The sequence below is a fragment of the Mesorhizobium sp. WSM4823 genome (genome assembly GCF_055811195.1).
In genome coordinates, this window is record NZ_JBVVQL010000002.1 from 1 (window position 1) to 24,989 (window position 24,989).

Genomic DNA, 24,989 nt, shown 5'->3' on the forward strand with positions numbered 1-24,989 from the left:
GGGGGGGGGGGGCGGCGCGCCCGGCCCTCCCCCCTGTGGGGTTTGTTCCCCCCCCTCTGCCCCCCCCCCCCCCCCCCCCCCCGCGCCCCCCCCCCCCCCCCCCCGCGGTGGCGACAAGCGCGTCCAAATCGGCTATGATGCCGCCTATTCTTGAAGTGGCAGCTGCGGGCGGCCATCCTGGCGGTGACCGCCCCGACACACGGGAGAATGGTCATGGCCAGTTTTCATGTCATGTCGGACGCGCGCGGAATGCACGTGCAGCCCACGGTGCGCCGCATCACCACGGCGGACCTGATGGATGTGCTGCGGCTCGGCGTCGAGGACTTCTGGGCAAAGCCATCGCATTACGTGTTCCTGTGCCTGATCTATCCGGTGGTCGGGTTGATCCTGGCGCAGTGGACGACATCCGGTTCCTATGCCATCCAGCTCCTCTACCCGCTGATGTCCGGCTTCGCCCTGCTTGGACCCTTCGCCGCGATCGGTCTCTACGAGATCAGCCGCCGACGTGAGCTCGGCATGGACACGTCCTGGTGGCACGCGCTCGACGTGCGCCACTCCAAGGCGCTGCCGGCGATCGCGGTCATCGGCGTCATGCTCGTCGCACTGTTCCTGCTCTGGCTGTACACCGCGCAATCCATCTACACCGGCCTGTTCGGCAGTCAGCCGCCGGCTTCGATCGGCGGCTTTGTGCGCGAGGTGCTGACGACGCCCAAAGGTTGGGCGCTGATCCTGCTCGGCAATGCGGCTGGGTTCGTCTTCGCCGCGATCGTGCTGGCGACGACCGTCGTCGCTTTCCCGCTGCTGCTCGACCGCGATGTCGGTGCTGTTTCGGCAATCGAGACATCGGCGCGGGCGGTGATGGCTAACCCGCTGCAGATGGCGCTGTGGGGCCTGATGGTCGCCGTGCTGCTGGTCATCGGCTCGATCCCGCTGTTTGCCGGGCTCGCTGTCGTCATGCCGGTGCTTGGCCATGCGACGTGGCATCTCTATCGCAGGGTGGTCGAGCCGGAGCGGGTGCAGCAGGACCGGCGGCCGATGTAGGCAGGCGCAGGGCTAGCGCTGCGCGTCGGTCGCCATCTTCAGGGCTAGCGCGGTCAGCACCGTGCCCATCATCCAGCGCTGGATCACCAGCCACAGCGGCCGGCCGGCGAAGAAGACGGCGATCGAGCCGGCCGTCACTGCGATGATCGCGTTGACGGTGAGACTGATCGCGATCTGCGTGGTGCCGAGCACCAGAAGCTGCGACAGCACATGGCCCTTGCCGGGGCTGATGAACTGCGGCAGCAGCGACAGATAAAGCACCGCCACCTTCGGGTTGAGCAGATTGGTCATCAGGCCCATGGCGAACAATTTGCGCGGCCCGTCCTTCGGCAGTTCCCGGACCTGGAACGGCGAGCGTCCGCCGGGCCTCACTGCTTGCCAGGCAAGCCATAACAGGTAGAGCGCGCCGGCAAAGCGCAGCACATCATAGGCGTAAGGCACGGCAAGCAGCAGCGCAGTGATGCCGAATGCCGCCGACAACACGTAGAAGACAAAGCCGAGCGCCACACCACCGAGCGAAATCAGGCCGGCCTTCGGCCCTTGTGACAGCGACCGCGAGATCAAATAGATCATGTTCGGGCCAGGCGTCAGCACCATGCCGAGGCAGACCAGCGCGAAAGCGAGATGGTTGGCGGCGTCGGGCACAGGCGCATCTCCGATGGTGGAGGACACTCACCATGTCCGTTCGACCGCCGCAAGGGCAAGGTGACGATAGCCTTTGCGCCAGGCCCGCTATCAGCCGGAAGAACGGTTAGTCAGCGATCCCTTCGCGCCCTCCGCTGCCGGCGATCGCCGGCAGGCCAGAGCGGCGCTGTCCCGCCAGCCTGTGGCTTCTGGGCAATGGCGCGCCGCTCAGCCGACGATGCGCAGGTTCGACAATTCGTTGGCGATTTCCTTGAAATTGTCGGACAGCGTCGCTCCGGTCGCATTCCAGAACAGCTTGGCCGGCTTGGTCGGATCGGCGGGATCCTTGCGAAAGCGCGAGTTCGAGGAACAGGCCTTCAGTGCGTCGAGTGCTTTCTTGTCGCCGGTATCGGTGGTCGACAGGTCGAGCGCAACGGTCATGACGAGAATGTTCGAACGCTTGGCGTTGGCGCAAAGCGTCTGCATCTGCTCGTCCAGCGCGGCCGTGTAGTTGGTGCCGGTGTAGGTGGTCTTGCCGATGTCGCCGCTTGTGTTCATGAACAGGCGCGTCACGCTTCCCGACCCCGGATATGTCAGGCCGGTGTAACCGTAAGCGGCGTAGGTCGACCTGCTATTGGCATAGCCGCTGTCGCTGACGGCGCTGTAGGTATTGGCGCCGTCGGTCAGCACGATGACGACTTTGTCGTTGCCCTTTTCGGTGTTCGGTCGGCCTTCGGTGAAAGGTTCGTTGCTCGACACCGTCCGCCAGCCCCAGGCAAGGCCTTCCGGCACGTTGGTGTTGCCGTTCGGTGCCATGGCGTCGATGGCGTCGTTGATTTCCTTCTTCTGGGCAAGCTGGCTCACGTCCTTGAGCGGCGTGATCGGGTTGGTCGTGCAGGACGAATTCGGGCCGTCGCCCGAGGCAGCCGACCTCGAGCCATAAGGCTTGACCAGAAAATATTTGCGCATGTCCGACTGCCGCTCGGAGGCGGTCGGATTTGCGATGTAGGGCCAGTCGGCCCACCAGTTGTTGCCGTAATTATACGACGTGCTGTTGACGTCGTTGACACCGTCGCGGTTGAAATCGAGCCATAGGGTGCCAGCCTCGTCCGGTGCGAACATCGGCACGAACAGCGTGGCCGGCGTGGCGGCAACAGGCGTCGTGTCGTCGTTATTATACGGGTACGGCCTCGCCTCCACGCAGCCCTGCCAGCTCGCATAGCGGCTGGTGGTGTAGATATATTCCGGGGTGGTCCAATGGCCGCTGCTGCAGTTGCCTTTTTTGTTATAGGTGTCACAGATGTACTGTTTCGTGTTCGGCACTTCTTCGCGGCCTGACTCGACCGTGATGTCGGCGTACAGGCTGAAGCGGGTCAGAGGCTGGTCCTCGGTGTCTCCCCAGCCGGTGCCGCGCTTGTACCAGACGCCGTTGAGCTTCTCGGCATATCTGTTCGGGTCGTTGGCCGCGGTCATCGTCGTCCAGTCGAAATCCTCATGCTGGATCGGGGAGATGCCGTCCTGATCCATCCAGCCATCCTGGTCATGGGTCGGGCCGACATTGACCGACGCGGCGAACGGCACGAGAGAGAACTGCACCGGCTTGTTGACCTGCCTCATCTGCTGTGCCTGCAGCGCCAGCGTATCGACAAGCTGCTTGGCGGCGGTTTTCAACAGGTCTATTCGCTTCGCACCGGTGCCGGAACCAAGGTCGTTCATCGAGCCGGAATTGTCCAGCACAAGGGCTACTTCCAACGTGTTCTTGAGGCGGATCTCCGAGCAGGCCGTGAAGGTTGTATCGCTGGCGGTCCCGCCCGTCAGCATGGCGGCAGCCGGTAGAAAATAGGGGCTATACGTCACGGCGCTGCAAAGCTTCAACGTGCCGCCACCCGCATTGCTGTTGGGCAGGGTGACGGTAAGCGACGTATTCGCCGGATTGACGCGGCCAAGATTGGCTTCGAAGAAGGTCTTGGCATAGGCCTTGGCGTCGTCGTCGCTTGCGCCGGCGACGATCTGCTGAGCGGTGGCGATGCCGGCGGCATCCAGGGCGTTCAGGGTATTGTGCTTCTGGCGAAGCAGTTCCGAGTAGTCGACGCCGAGCGCCAATCCGCCCATCAGCGGCACCATTGTGATGACCGTCATCAGCGCATAGTTGCCACGCCGGTCTCTACCGAATTTCCGGATCATTGCCTTCAGCACCCGCCAGAACCCCTTTGTCGGCGAACGATGCCATGAATGTTTAAATTTCGGATTGCTAAAATGCGTCCAAGATCAGCACACTTTTTCAAAACCTGTTAACCACGCGGTAGTCGGCGACGAACTGGATCGCCGCGAAGCCTCCAGAACGGCCAAGGCTCCGGAAAATGAGGGACTTTTGTGCTTGCGATCCTGCCTTTATCGCTGGCGGCACTCCTGAACGTTTGCAAAAGCTGGTGACAGGCTGAAGAGCTTCGGTTAATGCGGGCATGCCGCGGCGGACCGTCGGCGGCGGCGCTCGCTACCATCATGATTTGGGAAACGATATGGCGGATTCGCCCGATATCATCGGCTCGCTCGCGGCTTTGTCGGGAGCCTATTCTGCCATCCTGTGCGATGTCTGGGGCGTGGTCCACAATGGCGAACGGCATTTTCCGGCCGCGGCTCTGGCGCTGGCCACCGCGCGCGAAGCGAAGATAGCTGTGGTCCTGATCACCAATTCGCCGCGCCGAAGCGCCGATGTGGTGGCGCAGATGGATGCGATCGGCGTTCCCGCGGCGGCCTACGACCGCGTCGTCACCTCCGGCGACGTGACACGCGACCTGATCGCCGAAGGGCCGCGAAAAATCTTCCACATCGGCGCCGATCGCGATTTCACGCTCTATGGCGGTCTCGATGTCGAGCTGGTCGAGGAGTTCGAAGCATCCGGCGTCGTCTGCACCGGGTTGTTCGACGACGAGGTGGAAAAGCCGGAGGACTATGCCGATCTTCTGCGGCGGCTACGCGCCAGGAACCTGCCGTTCATCTGCGCCAATCCCGATATCGTGGTCGAGCGCGGCGAGCGGATGATCTGGTGCGCCGGGGCGCTGGCTCGCGACTATGCCCAGCTCGGCGGGCGCACGCTGATCGCCGGAAAACCTTATGCGCCGGTCTACGACGTCGCGATGAAGGAGGTCGCCGACCTGCTCGGCCGTCCGGTCGAGCGTTCGGATGTGCTGGCCATTGGCGATGGCATGATGACTGACATCAAAGGTGCTGCCGACAACGGCTTCGACGTGCTCTACGTGTCGGGCGGCATCCATGCCCGCGACTACGGCAATCCGCTGCAACCGGATCCGGCCAGGCTAACAGCCTTTCTTGAAAAGCACGGCTATCGGCCGGTCGCGGTCATTCCAAAACTGCAATAGGGCCAAAACTGCAATAGGGCCAAAACTGCAATAGGGCCAAAACTGCAATAGGGCCAAAACTGCAATAGGGCCAAGACTGCAATAGGGTCGCTCGATGACGGAAGCCTCTAAATGACGGAAGCCTTCGAACACGTTTCTGCAATCTCGCCGCTGCCGGCCCCTTTGCGGGGCGGCGTGGTGGCGATCGGCAATTTCGATGGCGTTCACCGCGGTCATCAGGCCGTGCTCGAGCGCGCGCTTGCCGAGGCCCGCCGGCGTGGTGTACCGGCTCTGGTGCTGACGTTCGAGCCGCATCCGAGAAAGGTGTTCCGGCCTGATATGCCGCTGTTCGTGCTGACGCCGCCGCCGATGAAGGCACGGCTGCTGTCGTATCTGGGCTTTGCCGCACTCGTCGAACAGCCGTTCACGCGCGACTTCGCTTCGCTATCGGCGGAAGCATTCGTGACCGACGTGCTGGACAGGAATCTCGGCATCATTCACGCCGTGACCGGCTTCGATTTTCACTTCGGCAAGGACCGACAGGGCGGCCCGGCCTATCTGATGGCGGCCGGCGAGCGCCACGGCTTCGGCGTTACGCTGGTCGACGCGTTTCGCGACGAGGGCGCCGAGGTGGTGTCGTCGAGCCGGATCCGCGCGCAGCTCGGCGAGGGCGCGGTGGCTGAAGCAGCCGGCCTGCTCGGCTATCGCTTCACGGTCGAGAGCGAGGTGATCGGCGGCCAACGGCTTGGCCGGACGCTCGGCTTTCCAACCGCCAATATGAGGCTTTCGCCGGAAGCCTCTCTGAAGGAAGGGATTTATGCCGTCCGCTTCCGTCGCGCCGACGGCACGCTTCATGACGGTGTTGCCAGCTTCGGCCGCCGCCCGACCGTCGACGACAACGGCGCGCCGCTTCTTGAAACCTTCGTTTTCGACTTTTCCGGCGATCTCTACGGTGAGATATGCGCGGTGTCCTTCTTCGGTTTCCTGCGCGCCGAGGTGAAGTTCGAGGGGCTTGATGCGCTGGTCGCGCAGATGAAGCGCGACGAAGCCGAGGCGAGGGCGCTGCTGGCCGGCGTCAGCCCGCTTTCCGAGCTCGACGCAGCCGTTGCTTTCTAAGCATGATCCCGAAAAGTGGGAACCGGTTTTCGGACAAGATCATGCTTAAACAAGACCCTACTTCTTCAGCGCCAGGCCGACCGCAATGAAGGCCCAGCCCTGGAAGATCAGGTCGATGGCGAGAAACAGCCCCAGCACCCATACGCTGTTGACTGGCCAGCCCATGGCGATGACCAGGCCTGCCAGCGCGCTGATCACCCCGGCCGCAACAAGCCAGCCCCAGCCTTTGTCCGGCCTGTGCTTGTACCCGACCCAGGCCCTGAGCGCACCTGAAGCGAGCAGGGCGACTGCCAGCAGGAAGGTCAGCACCGCCGAGGCCAGCAACGGGTTATAGAAGGCGAAGAACCCGGCGACGGCATAGAGAAGACCGCTGAGCAGCCAGTAGAAGAACCGGCTCCATGTCTTCACGCCGAAGGCATGCATGATCTCGATGATGCCGGCCATCAGCATCAGCCAGCCGACGACATAGACCGAGGCGACCGTGGCGATGAACAGATTGCCGAAGGCAATGCCGCCGAGGATCAGCAGCAGCACCCCGAGCCCAACGAACCATCCCCATTTCGCCCGCGTCTGGCCAATCGCATCCTTTAAAGCATCGCCTTGCAGGGTCATTGCCGCCATCTCCACCGAAGTTGCCTGGCATCTTGCCAATTGGAGGGTAGCGCCGAAGGCGTTGCCCGTCCAGCGAGCAGCTTGCGCCGGATCCACGCCAAAAAAGCTAGCCAGCGTTTCGAACTTAAATCAAATTTTACCGAACCGGCCCCATGACTTTTGGCAAAGCCGGTTGTTCTTGCCGGTGTTCCGTGCGTATGGAGTGACGATGCGTTCCGTCAGGGTATTTCAGGCGGCCTTGGCCACCTTCATGCTGGGCGCGCCCGGTGCCGCGGAAGCCGGCGAGGGCGCCTTGGGCTGGCTGTCCGGCGACTGGTATCTGACGGTCGGCGCCACCGGCATGGTCGCGCCGGATTTCGAGGGCAGCAAAAAGTACCTGCTCAGTGCCTCGCCGATCATCTCGCTCGGCAAGGCCGGTCCCGCGGCGCGCTTCACCTCGCGCAACGACAACATCTCGCTGGCGCTGATCGACGGCGGCGGCCTCCGCGCCGGTCTGGCCGGAAAAATCCTGTTTTCGCGCGATGGCGGCGACGCCGACGAGCTGAAGGGCCTAGACCCGGTGCGCTGGGGCGGCGAAGCCGGCGGCTTCTTCGAATTCTATCCTCTTGACTGGTTGCGCGCCCGCGCCGAATTGCGCCACGGCATTCGTGCCCATAGCGGCTTTGTCGCCGACATCGCCGCCGACGCCTTCTACGATGTGACGCCTGAGATCAGGATCTCGGGCGGGCCGCGCGTTTCGTTCGCCTCATCGGACTATTTCGACGCCTATTATGGCGTCAACGCCGAGGAAGCCGTGGCTTCGGGCCTCAGCGAATACCATCCGGGCGGCGGAGTGAAGTCGGCGGGCCTTGGCGGCGCGGTGACCTGGAAGGTGACCGAGCCGATGACAGCCAGCCTGTTTGGCGAATATTCGCGCCTGATGGGCCCGGCGGCCGATTCCAGCCTGGTCAAGGAGCGCGGCGACCGCAATCAGTTCACGATCGGTATTTTAACGACCTATCGGTTTGATTTCTCGATGTGACGTTGCAGGTTGAGCGCTGCGCGCAGCCGCCTAGTTCAGGCGAATATGCCGTAGCCGATGAGGTTCGTCTTCCACGCAATTGGTACACGCTTCTAGGGCAAGCGTCAGAGTTCGGGCTTTTCAATATCGGCCGTCTCGGTTAAAAGCCCTGCGATGACGAGCTTTTCGCGCCTTCTCGCGCTGACGATACGAATTACAAGCCCGGTGTTCCGGGCGGCCTGACCGCCGCCGGAGCAGCCGGGAATTTTGCGCGCGGCCTCTCGCGCTTTTTCCAGATCATGATAGTTCAACACCCGGGCTCTTTTGCCGCCGGGCAATGCGTATGGCAGACCAATGACCGACACCCCAATGACCGACACTGGCGAAACGATCGACTATTCCACGACGCTTTATCTGCCGCAGACGGATTTCCCGATGCGCGCCGGCTTGCCCGAGAAGGAGCCGCTGCTGGTCAAGCGCTGGCAGGACATGGACCTTTACCGCAAGCTGCGCGAAAACGCTGCCGGCCGCGAAAAATACATCCTGCACGACGGCCCGCCCTACGCCAACGGCAACATCCATATCGGCCATGCGCTGAACAAGATCCTCAAGGACGTCATCACCCGCTCGTTCCAGATGCGCGGCTATGATTCCAACTACGTGCCCGGCTGGGATTGCCACGGCCTGCCGATCGAATGGAAGATCGAGGAGCAATATCGCGCCAAGGGCAAGAACAAGGACGAGGTGCCGGTCAACGAGTTCCGCAAGGAATGCCGCGAGTTCGCCGCGCACTGGATCAAGGTGCAGGGCGCAGAATTTCAACGGCTGGGCGTCGTCGGCGATTTCGACAACCCCTACATGACGATGGCGTTCCATGCCGAGGCGCGGATCGCCGGCGAGTTGCTGAAATTCGCCATGTCGGGCCAACTCTATCGCGGCTCCAAGCCGGTGATGTGGAGTGTGGTCGAGCGCACCGCGCTGGCTGAGGCCGAGGTCGAGTACCAGGACTATGAGAGCGACACGATCTGGGCGAAGTTTCCGGTCGTCAGCCTCGCTCGGCAGGTCACCAACATCGAAGACGGGCAGCCAGCCCTGGATCCGAAGCTGACGGAGACGTCACTGGACTTGCTGGAGGCCCATGTCGTCATCTGGACGACGACGCCCTGGACCATCCCCGGCAACCGGGCCGTCAACTATTCGCCACGCATCAACTATGGCCTCTACGAGGTGACGGCGGCCGAGAATGCCTTCGGCCCGCAGCCCGGCGAAAAGCTGATCTTCGCCGACGCGCTAGCCGAGGATGCCGCTGCCAAGGCAAAAGTCACCTTGAATCGTCTCCATAGCGTTTCGGCGGAACAGCTTGGAAGCCTTACGCTTTCCCATCCCTTCAAGGGCTTGAACGGTGGTTATGAATTCCCTGTGCCGATGCTCGCCGGCGACCACGTCACCGACGAGGCCGGCACCGGCTTCGTCCACACCTCGCCAAGCCACGGCCGTGAGGACTTTGACGCCTGGACGGATGCCGTATCGGATCTGCAGGCACGTGGCATCGACACGGCGATCCCGTTCCCCGTTGACGATGCCGGCTTCTTCACCAAGGACGCGCCGGGCTTTGGTCCGGATCGCGAGGGCGGTGCGGCGCGCGTCATCGACGACAATGGCAAGAAAGGCGACGCTAATCAGGCGGTCATCGACGAATTGATCAAGCGCAATGCGCTCTTCGCGCGCGGGCGGTTGAAGCATTCCTATCCGCATTCGTGGCGCTCGAAGAAGCCGATCATCTTCCGCAACACGCCGCAATGGTTCGTCTATATGGACAAGGAGCTGGGCGACGGCACGACCCTGCGCAGCCGTGCCTTGAAGGCGATCGACGACACCCGCTTCGTGCCGGCCGCCGGCCAGAACCGCATCCGCGCCATGATCGAGGAGCGTCCCGATTGGGTGCTGTCGCGCCAGCGCGCCTGGGGCGTGCCGATCGCCGTCTTCGCCGATGAGGACGGAAATGTCCTCCGCGACGAGGCGGTCAACCAGCGCATCATGGACGCCTTCGAGAAGGAAGGCGCCGACGCATGGTTCGCGGCCGGCGCCAAGGAGCGTTTCCTCGGTAATCACGATGCCTCGAAATGGCAGCAGGTGATGGACATCCTTGACGTCTGGTTCGATTCGGGCTCGACCCATGTCTTTACGCTCGAGGATCGTCCGGACCTGAAGTGGCCGGCCGACGTCTACCTGGAAGGCTCCGACCAGCATCGCGGCTGGTTCCATTCCTCGCTGCTAGAAAGCTGCGGCACCAGGGGCAGGGCGCCTTACGACACCGTCGTCACCCATGGTTTCACCATGGACGAAGAGGGACGGAAAATGTCGAAGTCGCTCGGCAACACCGTGGTGCCGCAGGACGTCATCAAGCAGTCGGGCGCGGATATTCTGCGGCTCTGGGTGGTAACGACCGATTATTGGGAAGACCAGCGGCTCGGCAAGAATGTGCTGCAAACCAACATCGACGCCTATCGCAAGCTGCGCAACACCATCCGCTGGATACTGGGCACGCTTGCCCATGACGATGGCGAGGAAGTGCCGCTGGACAAGATGCCGGAACTGGAACGGCTGATGCTGCACCGGCTCTCCGAACTCGATGAAGTCGTTCGCGCGGGCTACGACGCTTTCGAGTTCAAACGCATCACCCGCATGCTGCTCGATTTCATGGTGGTCGAGCTGTCGGCCTTCTATTTCGACATCCGCAAGGACGCGCTCTACTGCGAAGCCCCGTCCAGCGTGAAGCGCAAGGCCTCCGTGCAGGTGGTGCGCCATCTGTTCGACTGCCTGGTGAAATGGCTGGCGCCGATGCTGCCCTTCACCATGGAGGAGGCCTGGCTTGACCGTCATCCGGACGCCGTGTCGGTGCATCTCGACCAGTTTCCGCAGATCCCGGCCGACTGGAAGAACGAGGTGCTGGCGGAAAAATGGCGCAAGGTCCGGCAGGTTCGTCGTGTCGTCACCGGCGCACTGGAGATCGCACGTGCGCAGAAGGTCATCGGCTCGTCGCTGGAGGCGGTGCCGGTCGTCACGCTCGACGATGCGGCGCTAGAAGCGGCGATTTCAGATGTCGACATGGCCGAGATGGCGATCACCAGCGATCTGGTCATTGTCCACGGCAGCGCGCCTTCCGGCGCCTTTACGCTGGATGACGTCAAGGGCGTCGCCGTCGTGGTCGAGAAGGCCGAGGCGAGGGGCCTGGTCAAATGTGCGCGCTCGTGGCGCTATACCGCCGATGTCGGCAGCGACGCGGAATTCCCCGATGTTTCGGCCCGGGATGCCGCTGTGCTGCAGGAGTTGAAGTCGCTTGGTCGTATCTGATGCCTGTCGCCCAAAAGCATGCCCCCGGGCCTGACCCGGGGGTGTGAAGCGGTTTTGGGATAACGACATGCACCAGCCGTCATATCGGTGCACAAATGCCACGGCGGACCGCTGATCGGCCCCCGCGCGTTGCCCTTAACGAGTGGTTGAGATAAACACGCGAAACTCCGGACGACAAATTGTCGCCGGATTTCCGTCGGAAGAGCATAGGCGATGGGGACCGGACCTTTGGCCGGTGGCGATCGAGAGGCTGTCTAGAGTGGGACTTTTTGGCATGACCGAAAGAACTTGCGCGCGCATTGCGCTGCTGGCGCCGCTTGTCGTATCCGGCCTGGCTCTGTCCGGCTGCATGGGCTCGCCGACCTACGGGACCGACAAGCCTGCCGCCGCCCAGCTTGCCGGCGATCTCACCAGCGCCTTTTCAGTCATTCCGAAGAACAAGGAAAGAATCGACTACAAGCCGCGTCCCGAGCTGGTGAAGCCGGCGCCGGGGCAGAAGGAACTGCCGCCGCCGCAGGACAGTATCGCGACGGCGAGCGCCGACTGGCCGGAATCGCCCGAGCAGCGCCGCGCTCGCCTACGCGCCGATGCTACGCTCCATCAGGATGATCCGGCCTACCAGGCGCAGATCGTCGATGACGTCCAGACGGATCCGACGGCGATCAAGGCTGCGATGGCGCAGTCGGGATCCAGCCATCCGCCGGCCTGGACTCCGGCGGATTCGGACAAGGGCCGCGCCGCCGAGGTCAAGCGCCGCCTCGCCCAAGGCAAGCAGGGTGACCCGAACACCCGCAGATATCTGAGCGAGCCGCCGGTGCAATACCGCGCCGCTGCCGACACGGCGCCGACGGGCGATCTCGGCGAGGACGAGTACAAGAAAGAACGCCGCCTCAAGAAGGAAGCGGCCGCCAAGAACAAGAGCGGCGGCATGTTCGACTGGCTGCCGTGGTAAGCTGCCAGGGAGAGCTGGCGACGCTACGGTTCGCGTCGCTCCCTGAAGAAATCCTTCAGAAGCAGCGCCGCGTCGCTTTCGGCCATGCCTGGATAAATGTCTGGCACATGGTGGCAGGTCGGTGAGGCGAAGAAGCGCACGCCGTTGACGACAGCGCCGCCCTTCTCGTCGGCGGCGCCGAAATAGAGCCGGCGCAGCCTGGCGAAGGAAATAGCACCGGTGCACATGGCGCAGGGCTCCAGCGTCACGTAGAGATCGTAACCGGTGAGCCGCTCGCTGGATAGCTTGCTGCAGGCTTCGCGGATCACCAGCATTTCGGCATGGGCCGTGGGATCGGCGAGCTCGCGGGTGCGGTTGCCGGCACTGGCAACGACCGTATCACCGCTGGCGATGACCGCGCCGACCGGCACTTCGCCACGCAAGGCGGCGGTTTCGGCCTCTTTCAACGCCAGCGCCATGAAGTCCGGCCGCTTCAAGCGGTTTCCATTCCTATTATCTCCTCGCTACTCAAGCGTGATCCTGTTATTTACCCGCCCAAACGAGCAAAGGCCACATGGACGACAAAAACAAGAAATTCCCGGGCCAAAAAGGCCCGCGCAAGAGCGGCCCGAAACCGTCGGGCCCGCGTGGTCGTGATGCCGCTGCTGGCAACGGCGGTAAGCCGTCTTTCGGCGCGAAAAAACCCTATGCGCCACGCGGCGAGCGCCCGATGGCGGCTGACGGCGAGCGGCCGAAGCGCGATTTCAAAAGCGGCGATAGGCCGTTCAGCAAGGGACCGCGCCCTGAAAGCAAGCCCTATGAAAAGCGCGAGGGGCCGCGCAAACCCTATGCGCCACGCGGCGACCGACCGATTGCGGCTGACGGCGAGCGGCCGAAGCGTGATTTTAAAAGCGGCGACAGGCCGCTCAGCAAGGGACCTCGCCCTGAAGGCAAGCCCTACGAAAAGCGCGAAAGGCCGCGCAAGCCCTACGCGCCTCGCGGCGAGCGGCCGATGGCCGCCGACGGCGAGCAGCCGAGGCGCGACTTCAAAAGTGGCGACAGGCCGTTCAGCAAAGCGCCGCGTTCAGAAGGCAAGCCTTATGAGAAGCGCGAAGGTCCGCGCAAGCCTTACGCGCCGCGCGGCGACCGGCCGGCGGCTGCCGAAGGCGAGCGCGGCGAGAGGCGCTTCGACCGTCCCAAGTTCGACCGTCCCAAGGGAGACTTCAGTGATCGCCGCAAGCGCGACTTCGGCGACCGGCCCAAGCCCGATTTTGGCGGTGATCGACCCCAGGGAGCATCGGGCGGTGGCTTCAAGCCGCGCCCGCGTCCGGCCGAAGCGGCGGAAGAGGCTGGCGAGCGCATTGCCAAGCGGCTGGCCCGCGCCGGCCTTGCCTCGCGCCGCGATGCCGAGGAGCTGATCGCGGCCGGCCGCGTCAAGGTCAATGGAAGAGTGCTGTCCTCGCCGGCCTTCAATGTGATGCCCGGCGACATCATCCATCTCGACGGCATGGAGATCCCGCCGATCGAGCGCACCCGGCTGTTCCTGTTCCATAAGCCGGCTGGCGTGGTCACCACCAACCGTGATCCTGAGGGCCGCAAGACCGTCTTCGACGTGCTGCCGGCCGACCTGCCGCGGCTGATGACCATCGGCCGGCTCGACATCAACACCGAAGGCCTGCTGCTGCTCACCAACGATGGCGGCCTGTCGCGCGTGCTCGAACTGCCGGCCACCGGCTGGCTAAGGCGCTACCGCGTGCGCGTCCATGGCAAGGTCGAGGAAAGTGCGCTCGCCGGCTTGCGCGAAGGCATCGCCGTCGATGGCGTCTTCTACGGCGCCATCGAGGCGACGCTCGATCGCGAGCAAGGCACCAATGCTTGGCTGACGCTCGGCCTGCGCGAAGGCAAGAACCGCGAAGTCAGGAACATACTGGGCTCGCTTGGCCTCGACGTGACACGGCTGATCCGCATTTCCTACGGGCCGTTCCAGCTCGACGACCTGCCCGAGGGCCATGTGCTGGAGATCAAGGGCCGCGTGCTGCGCGACCAGCTCGGCGAACGCCTGGTCGAAGAATCCGGCGCCAATTTCGACGCCGAGATCACCAAGCCGTTTTCCAACAAGCCGGTGCGGCGTGAAGCGGTGCGGGACGCGGAACCGGAGCGGCCGAAATTCACCCGCGACGGCGAACGCCGTCCGATCGGCGAAGGCGGATTGATCAAGAACCGCAAACGCCGCGAAGGCAGCCGCGACGAGGCGCTGGGCAAGCTGTCGACAAGTCCCGGCAGGAGCTTTGGCCCGGAAAAGAGCTTTGGTGAGCGTGGCCCCAAGTCTGAACGTAGCGGGCCAGGCGGCTTTGGCGGCAAACCGGGCGGTGGGAAAAAGTCCGAGCGCGAGCAGCGCCCGATCGAGCCGCCGGGCCAGCGCAAGGCCAATGTCTGGATGGCGCCGGGCGCGCGGCCGATCGGCAAGGGCAGGGCGGATGCGGATGCCGCCAAGGCAGCCGAAGCCAAGGCGCGCAAGGCCTCGTTCAAGCCGTCTTTCGGCAAGCCCGCCAGTGGAAAACCGGGAGCGGGAAAACCCGGCGGCGCAAAGCCGTTCGGCAAGCCGCGCGGCGAGCGTCCAAATTCCGGCAAGAGTGATGGCGACCGGCCGCGCAGCGGCCCCGGAGGATCAAGGGGAAGCAATGCGGATCGTCGGCGGTGAGTTTCGCGGGCGTCCGCTGGCGACGCCCCGCTCAAGCGCCATCCGCCCGACCACCGACCGGACCCGCGAGGCTGTCTTCAATGTGCTGGCGCATCGCTTTCCCGATCGGCTGGACGGCGCGCGCGTGCTCGACCTGTTCGCTGGCACCGGTGCGCTCGGCCTCGAAGCGCTGTCACGCGGTGCTTCTTACGGCGTCTTCATCGAAGAATCGGCGGAAGGGCGTGGCCTGATCCGCACCAATGTCGAGGCCTTTGGCCTCGCCGGGCGTACCAAGATATTCCGCCGCGACGCCACCGCCCTGGGCGAGGCGGGCACGATGGCCGCGTTCGGCCTGGTGTTCGCCGATCCGCCCTATGGCAAGGGCCTGGGCGAGCTTGCCTTGCGCTCGGCCAAGGCCGGCGGCTGGCTCGCCCCCAAGGCGCTCTGCGTCATCGAGGAGGCAGCGGCGGCGCCATTCGAGGCAGGGCCGGGCTTTTCGGTTGTAGACGAGCGCAGCTATGGCGAGACCGTCATCCGCTTCATCGAAGCTGCCTGAAACTCGTCGCCTGAGTTCGGCCTCCTTTGCGCGCGAAAATGACGAACAAATCACTTTGCCTGTGTCGCCGTCCCCGCCTATCGTCCCACCCCATGACAACCGGAGCCATTGATGACATCTCAGGCTGAATGGCTGCGCGGAACGGTCTTGGCGCTGGCTCTCGTGATGACCGGCCCGGTTCTGGCCGACACCAGGCCGGACGACGGCAAGGTGACGAACTTCCTGCTCGATAACGGCATGGAGGTTGTCGTCATCCCCGATCACCGCGCGCCGATCGTCACCCATATGGTATGGTACAAGATCGGCAGCGCGGATGAGCCGCCGGGCAAGTCCGGCATCGCCCATTTCTTCGAGCATCTGATGTTCAAGGCGACGACCAATCATGCGGCCGGCGCGTTCGATCGCGCCGTCTCCGCCATCGGCGGTTCCAACAACGCTTTCACCTCCTATGACTACACCGCCTTTTACGAGACGGTGGTGCCGCAGGCGCTCGAGCAGATGATGGATTTCGAAGCCGATCGCATGCGCAACCTCATCCTCAATGACGATGTCATCGCCACCGAGCGCGACGTCATCCTCGAGGAACGCCGCTCGCGCATCGACAGCAATCCGCAGGCAGTGCTCGGCGAGGAGATCGATGCCACCCTCTGGCAGAACCAGCCTTATCGCATTCCGGTGATCGGCTGGATGCAGGAGATGGAGAAGCTGAACCGCACCGAAGCCAAGGCATTTTACGACAAATATTACACGCCCAACAACGCCGTGCTGGTGGTGGCTGGCGATGTCGAGCCGGAAGTGGTCAAGGCGCTGGCCGAGAAGACCTATGGCAAGATCGCGCGCGGTCCAGATCTGCCGCCGCGCATCCGTCCGGTTGAACCGGAGCAGAACACCAGGCGCACCGTGACGCTCACCGACGCGCGTGTCAGCGTGCCGAACTTTTCGACGCAATGGGTGGTTCCCTCCTACCACACTGCAAAGCCGGGCGAAGCGGAAGCGCTGGACCTGCTGGCAGAGATCCTCGGCGGCGGCAGCCGAAGCAGGCTCCACCAGCAACTGGTCGTCAAGCAAGGCATCGCCGCCGAGGCCGGCGCCTTCTTTCAGGGCACCATGCTCGATGCCACCAACTTCACCGTCTATGGCGCGCCGCGCGGCGACGCCAAGCTGGCCGATGTCCAGGCGGCGGTCGAGGTCGAGGTCGCCCGCATCGCCAAGAACGGCGTTACGTCAGACGAGCTGGAGAAGGCCAAGGATCGTTTCGTCCGCTCAATGATCTTCGCCCGCGACAAGCAGGATTCGATGGCCAACATCTACGGGGCGACGCTCGCCACCGGCGGCAGCGTCAGGGATGTCGAGGAATGGCCGACCCGCATCCGCAAGGTCACCGCCGACGAAGTCAAGGCGGTTGCCGCGCGCTATCTCAATCTGAACCATTCGACATCAGGCTATCTCTTGCCGCAGACACAGGCAGGGAATTGATTTGATGATGAAACAGCATAGCGGCGCGTTCAGCCTTCTCCCACAAGGGGAGAAGGGAAGGTCGCGCATAGCCGCCACTTTGGCCACCCTCCTTCTCTCCCTGCTCTTTCTCGTCCTGCCAGCGCTTTCCGCTCGCGCGGCGATGAGCATCCAGGAGGTGACGTCCCCAAAGGGCATCACCGCCTGGCTGGTGGAGGACTATTCCGTGCCGCTCGTCGCCATCCGCTTCGTCTTCGACGGCGGCACGACGCAGGATCCGGCTGGGAAGGAGGGGCTCGCCAATCTGATGAGCGGGCTGTTCGACGAGGGCGCCGGCGATCTCGACAGCGAGGCTTTTCAGATCAAGCTGGACGACGTCGGCGCCGAGATGAGCTTCGAAGCGGCGCGCGACGGCACCTACGGCTCGATGCGCATGCTGGCCGAGCAGCGGGACGCGGCGTTCGACCTGTTGCGGCTGGCGGTCACGAAGCCGCGCTTCGACCAGGCGCCAATCGACCGCATCCGCGCCCAGGTGCTGTCAGGCATCATCGCCAACGAGCTTGACCCCGACACGGTCGCCCAGCGCAAATGGCTGGAAGCACTGTACGGCACCCATCCCTATGCGCGACCCGACCAGGGCACCAAGCAAAGCATCGCCACGATCGCACCGGCCGATCTCATCGCCTTTCACAAGGCGAACTTCGCCCGCGACGGGCTGCATGTGGCGGTCGTCGGCGCCATCGATGCCGAAACGTTGAAGAAAAAGCTCGACATGGTCTTCGGCGACCTGCCGGCACACCAGGCCCTCGGCGCGGTTGCCGATGTCGAGCCGAAACTCAACCAGCAGCTCGAGGTCAATTACGACCAGCCGCAGACCTCGTTGCAGCTGGCCTATCCCGGCGTCAAACGCAGTGCGCCGGACTTCTTCGCCGCGGCGCTGATGAATGAGATCCTCGGCGGCAGCGCCTTCACCTCGCGGCTGTTCGACGAGGTGCGCGAAAAGCGCGGCCTCACCTATGGCGTCAGTTCCGACCTGGTCGACCACCAGCATGCCAACGCGTTGACCATCACCACGGCGACCCGCTCGGACCGGGCAACGGAGACGCTGGCCGTCGTGCGCGAAGTGGTGAGGCGCATGGCCGAGGAGGGGCCGACCGAAGCGGAACTGGCGGCGACCAAGCAATACATGATCGGCGCCTATGCCATCAACAATCTGAACTCCTCCGGCGCCATCGCCGCAACGCTGCTCGAACTGCAGCTCGACAAGCTCGGCATCGACTACATGCAGCGCCGCGCCGCCCTCATCGACGGGGTGACGCTGGATCAGGTCAAGGCGGCGGCGAAAAAGCTGCTTTCCGCCGAGCCGGCCATCATGGTCGTCGGGCCGAAACCCGGCGAGGCCAAAAAGGAATGAGCCCGAGCTTCGGCATCGCCTTTGGCGGCGGCGGCGCGCGCGGGCTGGCGCATATCCATGTCATCGAGACGCTCGACGAGCTGGGCATACGACCGGTCGCCATATCAGGCTCGTCGATCGGCGCCATCATGGGCGCCTGCATGGCCTCGGGCATGACCGGCAAGGACATGCACGCCTATACGCGCTCGATCCTCAGCCGCCGCGCCGAGGTGGCGACGCGTATGTGGCGGGCACGGCCCGGCACCTTCGCCGAGGTGTTGCAAGGCGGACTGCGGGTCAGCCAGTTCAATGTCGAACGCATCCTCAAGGCATTCCTGCCCGACGCCATTCCCGAAACCTTCGCCGAACTGTCCATACCGCTGAAGGTGACTGCGACGGATTTCTTCGGCCATAGCCTGGCCGTGCTCGACGAGGGCGACCTGCACTCGGCGCTGGCCGCTTCGGCGGCTATTCCTGCGGTGTTCCGCCCGGTGATGCGCGACGGCACGCTGCTGATCGACGGCGGCATCTACAACCCGGTGCCGTTTGACCTGATCGAGCTCGACGCCGACATCATCATCGCCGTCGACGTCGTCGGCGCGCCGACCGAAGGCGGGCGCAAATACCCGACTTCCGTCGACCTGATGTTCGGCGCAACTCAATTGATGATGCAGTCGATTATCGCCAGCAAGCTGATGCAGAGCCGGCCCGACATTCTGGTCCGCCCGGCAGTATCGAAATACCGCGTGCTCGATTTCATGAAGATCGACGCCTTGATGGCCGAAACGGCCGATATCAAGGACGAGCTGAAGCGGGAAATCGAGAAGGCGGTGGAGGCGCGGGCCAAGGCTGACACAGGCAAGCGCACCAAGCAGGTGGAGGCGGGGGTAGCGCGGAAAGTCTGACGCTTGCTGGCCTCAATGGAACGAGCGCAAGCGAGTAGCATCTGGACATCTGCGGTCCGACAAACTCTCCGCGGCATGACTATTCCGCCGCGGAGTGAACCGTTTGCGGGTCGATCGAACGGTTGAGGATCAGCGCCGCGGCATCGCTTTCGCACGCCGCTGCCTGTGGCTGTTGCCGCACATCAGGGCAGATCGCCGCCAGTCCCTCCATCGTCAGCACGTCGGGTATTCGCGTGCGGCTGACGCAAAGCGCGCCGTCGGCACCCCACGCCGCCTCGAACGACATATCAGGCGCGGCCTCGTCCTGTTGAATGCCCTTGCGATCATAGATGATGATCGGCGTCCCGTTGCGGGTATGGCCGACGCCATCGCCGCAATAATCGGCGCGGATCATGCGGGTGCATGCCTGATGATGATCCCACAGCGATGTGCCGTCCGACGACGTCTCCCAAGGCCGATATCCAAAGCGCACGCATTTCGCCTGGGCGCCGCCAGTACAGGTAATGCTGAACGCCGTGTCGGACGGCAGATGGCGACCGTCCTGCGTCCAGGTGCCGGCAAGCGGAAAACCCATGCGCCGGCCCTCTATATCCGGCTCGCAGATGTTGCGCCATGTACCGCTGGCCGGGTCGCGGGTCGCCATGGCGTAGAGCATGATCCCGCCATCCGGATTCCTCGGATCGATCTCGACCGCGTCGATGCGCAGCGGCATCCGGTCCTGTCCGTCACCACCAATCGTCAGAACGGCGCCGACGAGATCCTCTTGAGCGACAATGCGACCATTTTCCATCGCCACCTCGAACCTTGTGCCGACAACGGAGATCGAGCCGATCGCTTGCCCGGTGCCGGCCTTGGCAAAAGGCACCGCGGCCATGCTGGAAATGGCTACGGCGACCGCGAGCAATGCGCGGCGGCTGATATGGGCGAAGCGGTTTCTGCGAGCTGACATGGTTGGTTCCTGACGGCGTATCTTGGGATGAAAGCGCAGCCAATGAGAACGGACGGCACGACGCCATCCGTTCCATTGATCACGCGGATATCAACGCCTCGGCGAAGGGGTTGGCCGGTCATGGTTGGTCCCGGCGCCGCTACCGGTTCCGTGCTGGCCAGACGGAAGGCCGTTGCTTTTCTTACCAGCCGTCGATGTCCGGACATTGTCCTTCTGGACAGCCGGCAGATTGCCGAAATTAGGATCGACCACCGAGCCGCTGCCGTGCTGGACAGCCGGTAGACTGCGAATATTTGGGTCGATGACGGAGCGGACATTCGGGTCGACGATGGACTTGCTGGCCGGAGCGAGACTCTTCGCCAGAACGATGCCGTCAGCATGCACGCCGTTGAGCGCAAGGACGCCGAGGCCGTTGCTGGTCAACGAGTTGCTGGTGAGCGAGTTACTGGTCAGTGAGTTGTTCTGCAGGCCGTTCAGCGATTTGCCGTTCGCGCCGATCGGACCCGAAGCGCTGGCCGGTGCGACGAGGCAGGCCATCGCCACGGCTGCGGCCATGTAAATTGTAGAGCGATTCATCTTGATTTCCTTTTTCGTTTTCAGCGGAGCCGTCCCGTCGGGTTCGCTCCATGGCGCGGCTTTTCGCTCCCGACTGTTTCGGACGAATGCCGAAATCCGTCCGAATTGTTTCATTTGTTGCGATCCCTCGGGCGCTGCGCCTGGTGCGCACGGCGCGACGACACAAAGGAAACCTTCAGCCGGCAAATCGGCAAATCCGCGCAACACCCCTGCCTCATCGATAACGCCAGAACGAGGAGATTTCTGGCGATGCAAGCTTTGCGAAAAACCAATGGCCAACCGACCGGCGAGGCGACGGCGGCCCGGACTGCGCGTCTGGCGGTGCTGGCGGGCACCCCGGGCTTGCTGCTGACCGCATATGCAGCGGCGACATCCACGTCGCTGACCATCCGTGCCGATCTCGCCCTGACGCTGATGGACATGCTGGTGCTGGTCTCAGTCATGGTTGTGGCTGGCGGCAGCAAGAAACTGGGCATGAACAAGCGGCGAGCAGCCCTGGCCGAGACGCTAGTCAATGGGCTAGCCACCGTCGGCATGTGCTTTTCCATGGCAGTCGTCGCCGGCATCGCCATCCAGCGGATGGCCGTCGGCGGCGTCGAACCCCACGGTCCCGGCATTGTTCTCGCCATGAGCCTGAACGGGGCCTACGCGGCGATCAATTTCTGGATCCTGCGCCGGTGGAAGGCCCGCAACAATGCTGCCGCTTCCGCGCTGGCCCGCACGCAAATCTGCCTGTTCTCGGACAAGCTTTCGTCGAACCTGCTTATCACCGCATCGCTCGCAACAGCCTTGATTTGGGAAGGCACGATCATCGCCCGCTTCGTCGATCCGGTTGCCGGTCTGCTGATCGCAACGATGACCGCGCGCTGGACCGTGCCGGTCGTGCGGGACACCGTGCGAAGCCTGCGACGGGAATTTCGCAAGCGTGCAGGTCTGTCGCATAAGGCGCAATGACCGGTAGCCCGCAGCCCCTTCTTTCTTGGCAACGCCCTTTTTCTAGCGGCGCCGGCCTTCGTCGTGAGCAGGCTCATAGACATAGCCTTCGCCGCGAACCGTCACCAGGACCACCGGCGCGTCGGGTTCGGTCTCGAACTTCTTGCGCAGCCGCGTGATGCGGATGTCGATGCTTCGGTCGCCCGGCTCGAGGTCGCGGTTGTGGGCCAGCCTGCACAGCTGGTCGCGCGACAATATCTGCCGGGGGTGGCGCGCGAACACGCATAGCAGGTCGAATTCCATCGACGTCAGCTGCACGTCGGCGCCGTCCGGGTCGACCATCGTGCGGCCGGCCATATCGAGGACGCAGCCGCCAAAACGGATGCGGTTTTCCGGCGTCCGCTCTTCCTCGCCAAGGCGCCGGATGACACTCCTGACACGCGCCAGAAGTTCGCGCGGCTCGAACGGCTTGGCCATATAGTCGTCGGCTCCGGCGGCGAGACCTTCGAGCCGATGCGGCAGGTCACCGACGGCGGTCAGCATCAGGATGCCAGCGCGGCTGCGTTTGGCGATTTCGCGGGCGAGGTCATAGCCGCTTTCACCAACGAGATTGACGTCGAGAATGACCAGGTCGGGGCCAAAGCGGTCGAGTTCGGTTAGCATTCCCGTTCCATCCGGAACGGAACGGACGTCGAAGCCGTGCGCGAGCAGGTAATCCGACAGCATCTCGCGCAAGGGCGCTTCGTCGTCGACGATGAGCAATTTCTGTTTTGTCACGCTTTAGCCTCTTCCATTGCGCTGGTCTCCATCGCCCTCAGGCGCTCCATCACCAGTCTGCGAAAGGTTTGCGGATCGAGCGGTTTCTCGATCACCGGCGCGCCCGTTTCGCCGATGAAGCGGTCGATCTCGGGCGCCAGCGTGTCGCCGGTCACGAACAGCAGCCGGCGGGTGAGTCCGGGGCGCAGTTGCTCCAGCGCGCGGTAAAGGCCGGGGCCGTCGAGGCCGGGCATGCGTATGTCGCTGATCAACAGGTCGATCCCATCCTCACGCACAGCTTTGAGGGCGGCATTCGCGTCGTCGGCGATGGTGACATCGTGGCCGTCGCGGCGGAGCATTTCTGCGATCATCGAGGCAATGTCGGCATCGTCATCGACCACCAGAATTCGTGCGGCCGATGGGGCAGGCGGCATCTTGCCTGCAGCTTCGGGCGGAGCAACGATTTCGGCTCTGCCGCTCGGAAGCCGGACCGTGAAGCGTGCGCCGCCGCCCTGCGTCGAATCCAGCTCTATGCTGCCGTCGTGAGCCGTCACGATGCCCTGGCAGACGGATAGCCCGACCCCGGTGCCTTCGCCGGCCATCTTGGTCGTGTAAAAAGGCTCGAAAGCACGCGCGCGCACCGTTTCCGGCATGCCTGGACCATTGTCGGCGACAACAATTTCGACGGCATCGTCTTCCCCTGACGTGACGATGGTCAGCCGCCGCGGGTGCGGGACCTGCAGCAGAGCTTGCTGCGCATTGACCACAAGGTTGGTGATCACCTGATGAAGCTGGTCCCTGTCGCCCCAGATGTTGGGAAGCGGTTCCGCCAGCTCAGTGCGGATCTCGACGCCAGCCGAGCGCAGGCTGTAGGCGGCGAGCTCGAGCGAAGCGGCGACGACTTCATTGATGTCGACAGCGCCTCTGGTCGGCGGCTTCTTGCGGGCCATCGCCAGAAAGGTGCGGACGATCCGCGAGCATCGCTCGGCCGCCGCGTGGATCTTGTCGGCGCGCCCCACAGTTACCTTGTCCGTCGAGAATTCCTTCAGCATCGAACTGTAGCCGATGACGACCGAAAGCGGGTTGTTGAGCTCATGCGCCACGCCGGCCAGCAGCGAACCGAGGGCGGAGAGTTTTTCCGACTGGTACAGCGTCTCGCGCTGGCGGGCGATCTCCGCCTCGGCTTCGCGCTGGCGGGTGATGTCGGTGACGGCGGCAAGCATGGCCGAACGGCCGGCCTGCGTGATCAGCCGCGCCGAAACCAGCGTATCCATTCTCGAGCCTTGCATATTGGTCATGCCGGCTTCGAATGCATCGACGATGCCATCTCTCAGCAAAAGCCGCATGAGATCGTCTCGCTGCGAGAGATCTTCCCAGGTCGATGTCGCTTCGGCCCCGATCTGGCCGACTTCGATGCCGAGCGTCCTGCGCGCCGGTTCGTTGACGAACAGGATTTCGGGGCCTTCTATTGCCGAGATGGTGATCGGCAGCGGCACGCCTTCAGCTATGGCGCGAAACTGAGCCTCCCGTTCGGCCAACAGTTTCTCGGCTTCAATTCTGGCTTGCTCGGCCAGGACGCGGTCGGAGATATCGCGGCCGACGGACTGCACTTCGACAAGGCGCCCGTCGCTGTCGAAAATGCCATGATCGTTCCAGGCGAGCCATCGGCGCGCGCCATCCGGCATCGCATTGACAAGTTCTATGCTGGCATCCGGCGCTTGCGGTGTCAGGCGGGCAAGGTGGTCTAGAAACCGGCGCCGTTCGTCGGGCGGCAGCACATCGAGTTCGCACCAGGACGGGTCGAGAAGCTGTTCGCGCGTCATCCGGCACGCCCGGCAATAGGCGTCGTTGACGAAGCTCAAATGGCCCTCCGGCGACATCCGGACGACGAACTCGGTCTGCAGCTCGACCACGCTGCGGTAGCGCTGCTCACTGGCCTCGAGTGCCTGACGGGCGAGCTTCTGCTCGGCAATATCGCGACCGATGGACTGTATTTCGATGAGCTTGCCGCTGTTGTCGAAGATACCGCGATCGGTCCAATGGATATGGACCTCGCGGCCATCGCTCAGAGCGCCGGCCTCTTCCACTTCGCAGACAGGCCGTTCGGGGGTGACGCGACCGATGATCTCGTCGAAGCTGCCGAAATCGGCGGAAAACGAGTTGAAATAGTGCCAGTCCGGGCTCAGCAACTCTTCGCGCGTCTTGCCGACAAGACGGCAGTAGGCGTCATTGGCAAAGCTCATGCGCCCATCCGGCGCGACCCGGATGATATATTCCGTCTGTGCCTCGACAACGTTGCGGTAGCGCTGCTCGCTGTCGGCCAGTTCGCGCAGTGCCCTGCGGTTTTCGGCGAAGATGCTCGAAGCCATGTCGATCCAGGGCTGCCAAAGCGCCGACGTTTTGATGGCGGTGCCGGAATTGTCGGTGGTTTCGCCGGCGGCGCCGGAGCGCACATGGTCGACGAGTGAGATCGCCGGACCGACGATCTCCCTCAGAAGCACCCTGTGCAAAGCGTATACGCAGACAAGCAACCCGACCAGAATGAGCGCATAGGGAAGCAACGACTGTTGCAGGGCGTAGGACTGGTAGAGGCCGATGCCGGCGACAAGCACGAGGAGCGGCAAAACGCAGGCCGCCATCAACGATGCGTAATGGCTGGACAGCTTCGAGGAGGTCGGCACGGCGAGGTCTCCACAGACGGATGCGCCGTCACGACGGTTGCTGTTCCCGTACGGGACAGTGGACTGAA

Annotated in this window: 21 protein-coding genes; 12 read left to right on the top strand and 9 right to left on the bottom strand. The window is 63.7% G+C overall.

From position 1 onward, the window contains the following. Positions 1-213 precede the first annotated feature (213 nt). Complete coding sequence (locus AC0L26_RS04900) at positions 214-1,041, top strand: DUF2189 domain-containing protein (protein WP_473631548.1); 828 nt, start codon at positions 214-216, stop codon at positions 1,039-1,041. Between the two features lie 12 nt (positions 1,042-1,053). Here the strand turns inward: AC0L26_RS04900 and AC0L26_RS04905 are convergent, their stop codons facing one another. Both AC0L26_RS04905 and AC0L26_RS04910 read right to left on the bottom strand, forming a co-directional pair. Beyond that, positions 1,054-1,638: a LysE family translocator gene (locus tag AC0L26_RS04905; protein WP_473632127.1), complete on the bottom strand. Its 585-nt coding sequence runs from the start codon at positions 1,636-1,638 to the stop codon at positions 1,054-1,056. Positions 1,639-1,893: 255 nt separating this feature from the next. Then, positions 1,894-3,849 (bottom strand): pilus assembly protein TadG-related protein, encoded by a 1,956-nt coding sequence (locus AC0L26_RS04910; protein WP_473631549.1) that lies wholly within the window; start codon positions 3,847-3,849, stop codon positions 1,894-1,896. A gap of 335 nt (positions 3,850-4,184) precedes the next feature. Between AC0L26_RS04910 and AC0L26_RS04915 the strand changes: the two genes are divergently transcribed. Further along, positions 4,185-5,045 (top strand): TIGR01459 family HAD-type hydrolase, encoded by an 861-nt coding sequence (locus AC0L26_RS04915; protein WP_473631550.1) that lies wholly within the window; start codon positions 4,185-4,187, stop codon positions 5,043-5,045. A 111-nt stretch (positions 5,046-5,156) separates the two neighbouring features. Next, positions 5,157-6,140, top strand: coding sequence for a bifunctional riboflavin kinase/FAD synthetase (locus AC0L26_RS04920; RefSeq protein ID WP_473631551.1), 984 nt, complete (start codon positions 5,157-5,159; stop codon positions 6,138-6,140). Positions 6,141-6,197: 57 nt separating this feature from the next. Here the strand turns inward: AC0L26_RS04920 and AC0L26_RS04925 are convergent, their stop codons facing one another. Beyond that, entirely contained in the window at positions 6,198-6,752 is a 555-nt protein-coding gene (locus AC0L26_RS04925; protein WP_473631552.1) for an HdeD family acid-resistance protein, read from the bottom strand. Between the two features lie 208 nt (positions 6,753-6,960). On the opposite strand from AC0L26_RS04925, the gene AC0L26_RS04930 reads away from it, so the two are divergent. Continuing rightward, positions 6,961-7,773, top strand: coding sequence for a MipA/OmpV family protein (locus AC0L26_RS04930; protein WP_473631553.1), 813 nt, complete (start codon positions 6,961-6,963; stop codon positions 7,771-7,773). A gap of 104 nt (positions 7,774-7,877) precedes the next feature. On the opposite strand, the gene AC0L26_RS04935 is transcribed toward AC0L26_RS04930, so the two are convergent. Beyond that, the gene (locus tag AC0L26_RS04935) at positions 7,878-8,063 is read right to left on the bottom strand and encodes a hypothetical protein (RefSeq protein ID WP_473631554.1); all 186 of its coding nucleotides are present in this window, start codon (positions 8,061-8,063) and stop codon (positions 7,878-7,880) included. Positions 8,064-8,121: 58 nt separating this feature from the next. Between AC0L26_RS04935 and ileS the strand changes: the two genes are divergently transcribed. Together ileS and AC0L26_RS04945 are read left to right on the top strand one after the other, a co-directional pair. After that, entirely contained in the window at positions 8,122-11,106 is a 2,985-nt protein-coding gene (ileS, locus tag AC0L26_RS04940) for an isoleucine--tRNA ligase (RefSeq protein WP_473632128.1), read from the top strand. A gap of 274 nt (positions 11,107-11,380) precedes the next feature. After that, positions 11,381-12,058 carry a hypothetical protein gene (locus tag AC0L26_RS04945; protein WP_473631555.1) on the top strand — a complete coding sequence of 226 codons (678 nt, stop codon included), beginning with the start codon at positions 11,381-11,383 and terminating at the stop codon, positions 12,056-12,058. A gap of 23 nt (positions 12,059-12,081) precedes the next feature. On the opposite strand, the gene AC0L26_RS04950 is transcribed toward AC0L26_RS04945, so the two are convergent. Beyond that, complete coding sequence (locus tag AC0L26_RS04950) at positions 12,082-12,534, bottom strand: nucleoside deaminase (RefSeq protein WP_473631557.1); 453 nt, start codon at positions 12,532-12,534, stop codon at positions 12,082-12,084. 77 nt (positions 12,535-12,611) lie between these two features. On the opposite strand from AC0L26_RS04950, the gene AC0L26_RS04955 reads away from it, so the two are divergent. From AC0L26_RS04955 to AC0L26_RS04975, 5 genes are all read left to right on the top strand, one after another. Next, positions 12,612-14,738, top strand: coding sequence for a pseudouridine synthase (locus tag AC0L26_RS04955; protein WP_473631558.1), 2,127 nt, complete (start codon positions 12,612-12,614; stop codon positions 14,736-14,738). Beyond that, a complete protein-coding gene (gene rsmD, locus AC0L26_RS04960; RefSeq protein ID WP_473631559.1) occupies positions 14,719-15,273 on the top strand; it encodes a 16S rRNA (guanine(966)-N(2))-methyltransferase RsmD in 555 nt (184 codons plus the stop codon). The genes AC0L26_RS04955 and rsmD overlap by 20 nt, the downstream gene beginning before the upstream one ends. Before the next feature lie 111 nt (positions 15,274-15,384). Further along, complete coding sequence (locus AC0L26_RS04965; RefSeq protein ID WP_473631560.1) at positions 15,385-16,749, top strand: M16 family metallopeptidase; 1,365 nt, start codon at positions 15,385-15,387, stop codon at positions 16,747-16,749. Then, complete coding sequence (locus tag AC0L26_RS04970; RefSeq protein WP_473632129.1) at positions 16,745-18,142, top strand: M16 family metallopeptidase; 1,398 nt, start codon at positions 16,745-16,747, stop codon at positions 18,140-18,142. Before AC0L26_RS04965 ends, AC0L26_RS04970 begins: the two co-directional genes overlap by 5 nt. Continuing rightward, a complete protein-coding gene (locus AC0L26_RS04975; protein ID WP_354493890.1) occupies positions 18,139-19,026 on the top strand; it encodes a patatin-like phospholipase family protein in 888 nt (295 codons plus the stop codon). The genes AC0L26_RS04970 and AC0L26_RS04975 overlap by 4 nt, the downstream gene beginning before the upstream one ends. A 79-nt stretch (positions 19,027-19,105) precedes the next feature. Here the strand turns inward: AC0L26_RS04975 and AC0L26_RS04980 are convergent, their stop codons facing one another. Together AC0L26_RS04980 and AC0L26_RS04985 are read right to left on the bottom strand one after the other, a co-directional pair. Beyond that, positions 19,106-19,975 carry an ADYC domain-containing protein gene (locus AC0L26_RS04980; protein ID WP_473631561.1) on the bottom strand — a complete coding sequence of 290 codons (870 nt, stop codon included), beginning with the start codon at positions 19,973-19,975 and terminating at the stop codon, positions 19,106-19,108. A 90-nt stretch (positions 19,976-20,065) separates the two neighbouring features. Next, complete coding sequence (locus tag AC0L26_RS04985) at positions 20,066-20,755, bottom strand: hypothetical protein (RefSeq protein ID WP_473631562.1); 690 nt, start codon at positions 20,753-20,755, stop codon at positions 20,066-20,068. Positions 20,756-20,800: 45 nt separating this feature from the next. On the opposite strand from AC0L26_RS04985, the gene AC0L26_RS04990 reads away from it, so the two are divergent. Continuing rightward, positions 20,801-21,505 carry a cation diffusion facilitator family transporter gene (locus tag AC0L26_RS04990; protein WP_473631563.1) on the top strand — a complete coding sequence of 235 codons (705 nt, stop codon included), beginning with the start codon at positions 20,801-20,803 and terminating at the stop codon, positions 21,503-21,505. A gap of 42 nt (positions 21,506-21,547) precedes the next feature. Here AC0L26_RS04990 and AC0L26_RS04995 read toward each other — a convergent pair whose 3' ends face one another. Together AC0L26_RS04995 and AC0L26_RS05000 are read right to left on the bottom strand one after the other, a co-directional pair. Beyond that, the gene (locus tag AC0L26_RS04995; RefSeq protein WP_352932601.1) at positions 21,548-22,261 is read right to left on the bottom strand and encodes a response regulator transcription factor; all 714 of its coding nucleotides are present in this window, start codon (positions 22,259-22,261) and stop codon (positions 21,548-21,550) included. Next, positions 22,258-24,921 (bottom strand): hybrid sensor histidine kinase/response regulator, encoded by a 2,664-nt coding sequence (locus AC0L26_RS05000; RefSeq protein ID WP_473631564.1) that lies wholly within the window; start codon positions 24,919-24,921, stop codon positions 22,258-22,260. The genes AC0L26_RS04995 and AC0L26_RS05000 overlap by 4 nt, the downstream gene beginning before the upstream one ends. Positions 24,922-24,989: the final 68 nt, after the last annotated feature.

Bases quoted from the DNA above. Each gene is read 5' to 3' on its own strand.
- AC0L26_RS04915 (WP_473631550.1), top strand. From the start codon at position 4,185: ATGGCGGATTCGCCCGATATCATCGGCTCGCTCGCGGCTTTGTCGGGA.
- AC0L26_RS04945 (WP_473631555.1), top strand. From the start codon at position 11,381: ATGACCGAAAGAACTTGCGCGCGCATTGCGCTGCTGGCGCCGCTTGTC.
- AC0L26_RS04925 (WP_473631552.1), bottom strand. From the start codon at position 6,752: ATGACCCTGCAAGGCGATGCTTTAAAGGATGCGATTGGCCAGACGCGG.
- AC0L26_RS04955 (WP_473631558.1), top strand. From the start codon at position 12,612: ATGGACGACAAAAACAAGAAATTCCCGGGCCAAAAAGGCCCGCGCAAG.
- AC0L26_RS04980 (WP_473631561.1), bottom strand. From the start codon at position 19,975: ATGTCAGCTCGCAGAAACCGCTTCGCCCATATCAGCCGCCGCGCATTG.
- AC0L26_RS04920 (WP_473631551.1), top strand. From the start codon at position 5,157: ATGACGGAAGCCTTCGAACACGTTTCTGCAATCTCGCCGCTGCCGGCC.
- AC0L26_RS04975 (WP_354493890.1), top strand. From the start codon at position 18,139: ATGAGCCCGAGCTTCGGCATCGCCTTTGGCGGCGGCGGCGCGCGCGGG.
- AC0L26_RS04965 (WP_473631560.1), top strand. From the start codon at position 15,385: ATGACATCTCAGGCTGAATGGCTGCGCGGAACGGTCTTGGCGCTGGCT.
- AC0L26_RS04930 (WP_473631553.1), top strand. From the start codon at position 6,961: ATGCGTTCCGTCAGGGTATTTCAGGCGGCCTTGGCCACCTTCATGCTG.
- AC0L26_RS04910 (WP_473631549.1), bottom strand. From the start codon at position 3,849: ATGATCCGGAAATTCGGTAGAGACCGGCGTGGCAACTATGCGCTGATG.
- rsmD (WP_473631559.1), top strand. From the start codon at position 14,719: ATGCGGATCGTCGGCGGTGAGTTTCGCGGGCGTCCGCTGGCGACGCCC.
- AC0L26_RS04990 (WP_473631563.1), top strand. From the start codon at position 20,801: ATGCAAGCTTTGCGAAAAACCAATGGCCAACCGACCGGCGAGGCGACG.
- AC0L26_RS04905 (WP_473632127.1), bottom strand. From the start codon at position 1,638: ATGGTGCTGACGCCTGGCCCGAACATGATCTATTTGATCTCGCGGTCG.
- AC0L26_RS04900 (WP_473631548.1), top strand. From the start codon at position 214: ATGGCCAGTTTTCATGTCATGTCGGACGCGCGCGGAATGCACGTGCAG.
- ileS (WP_473632128.1), top strand. From the start codon at position 8,122: ATGACCGACACTGGCGAAACGATCGACTATTCCACGACGCTTTATCTG.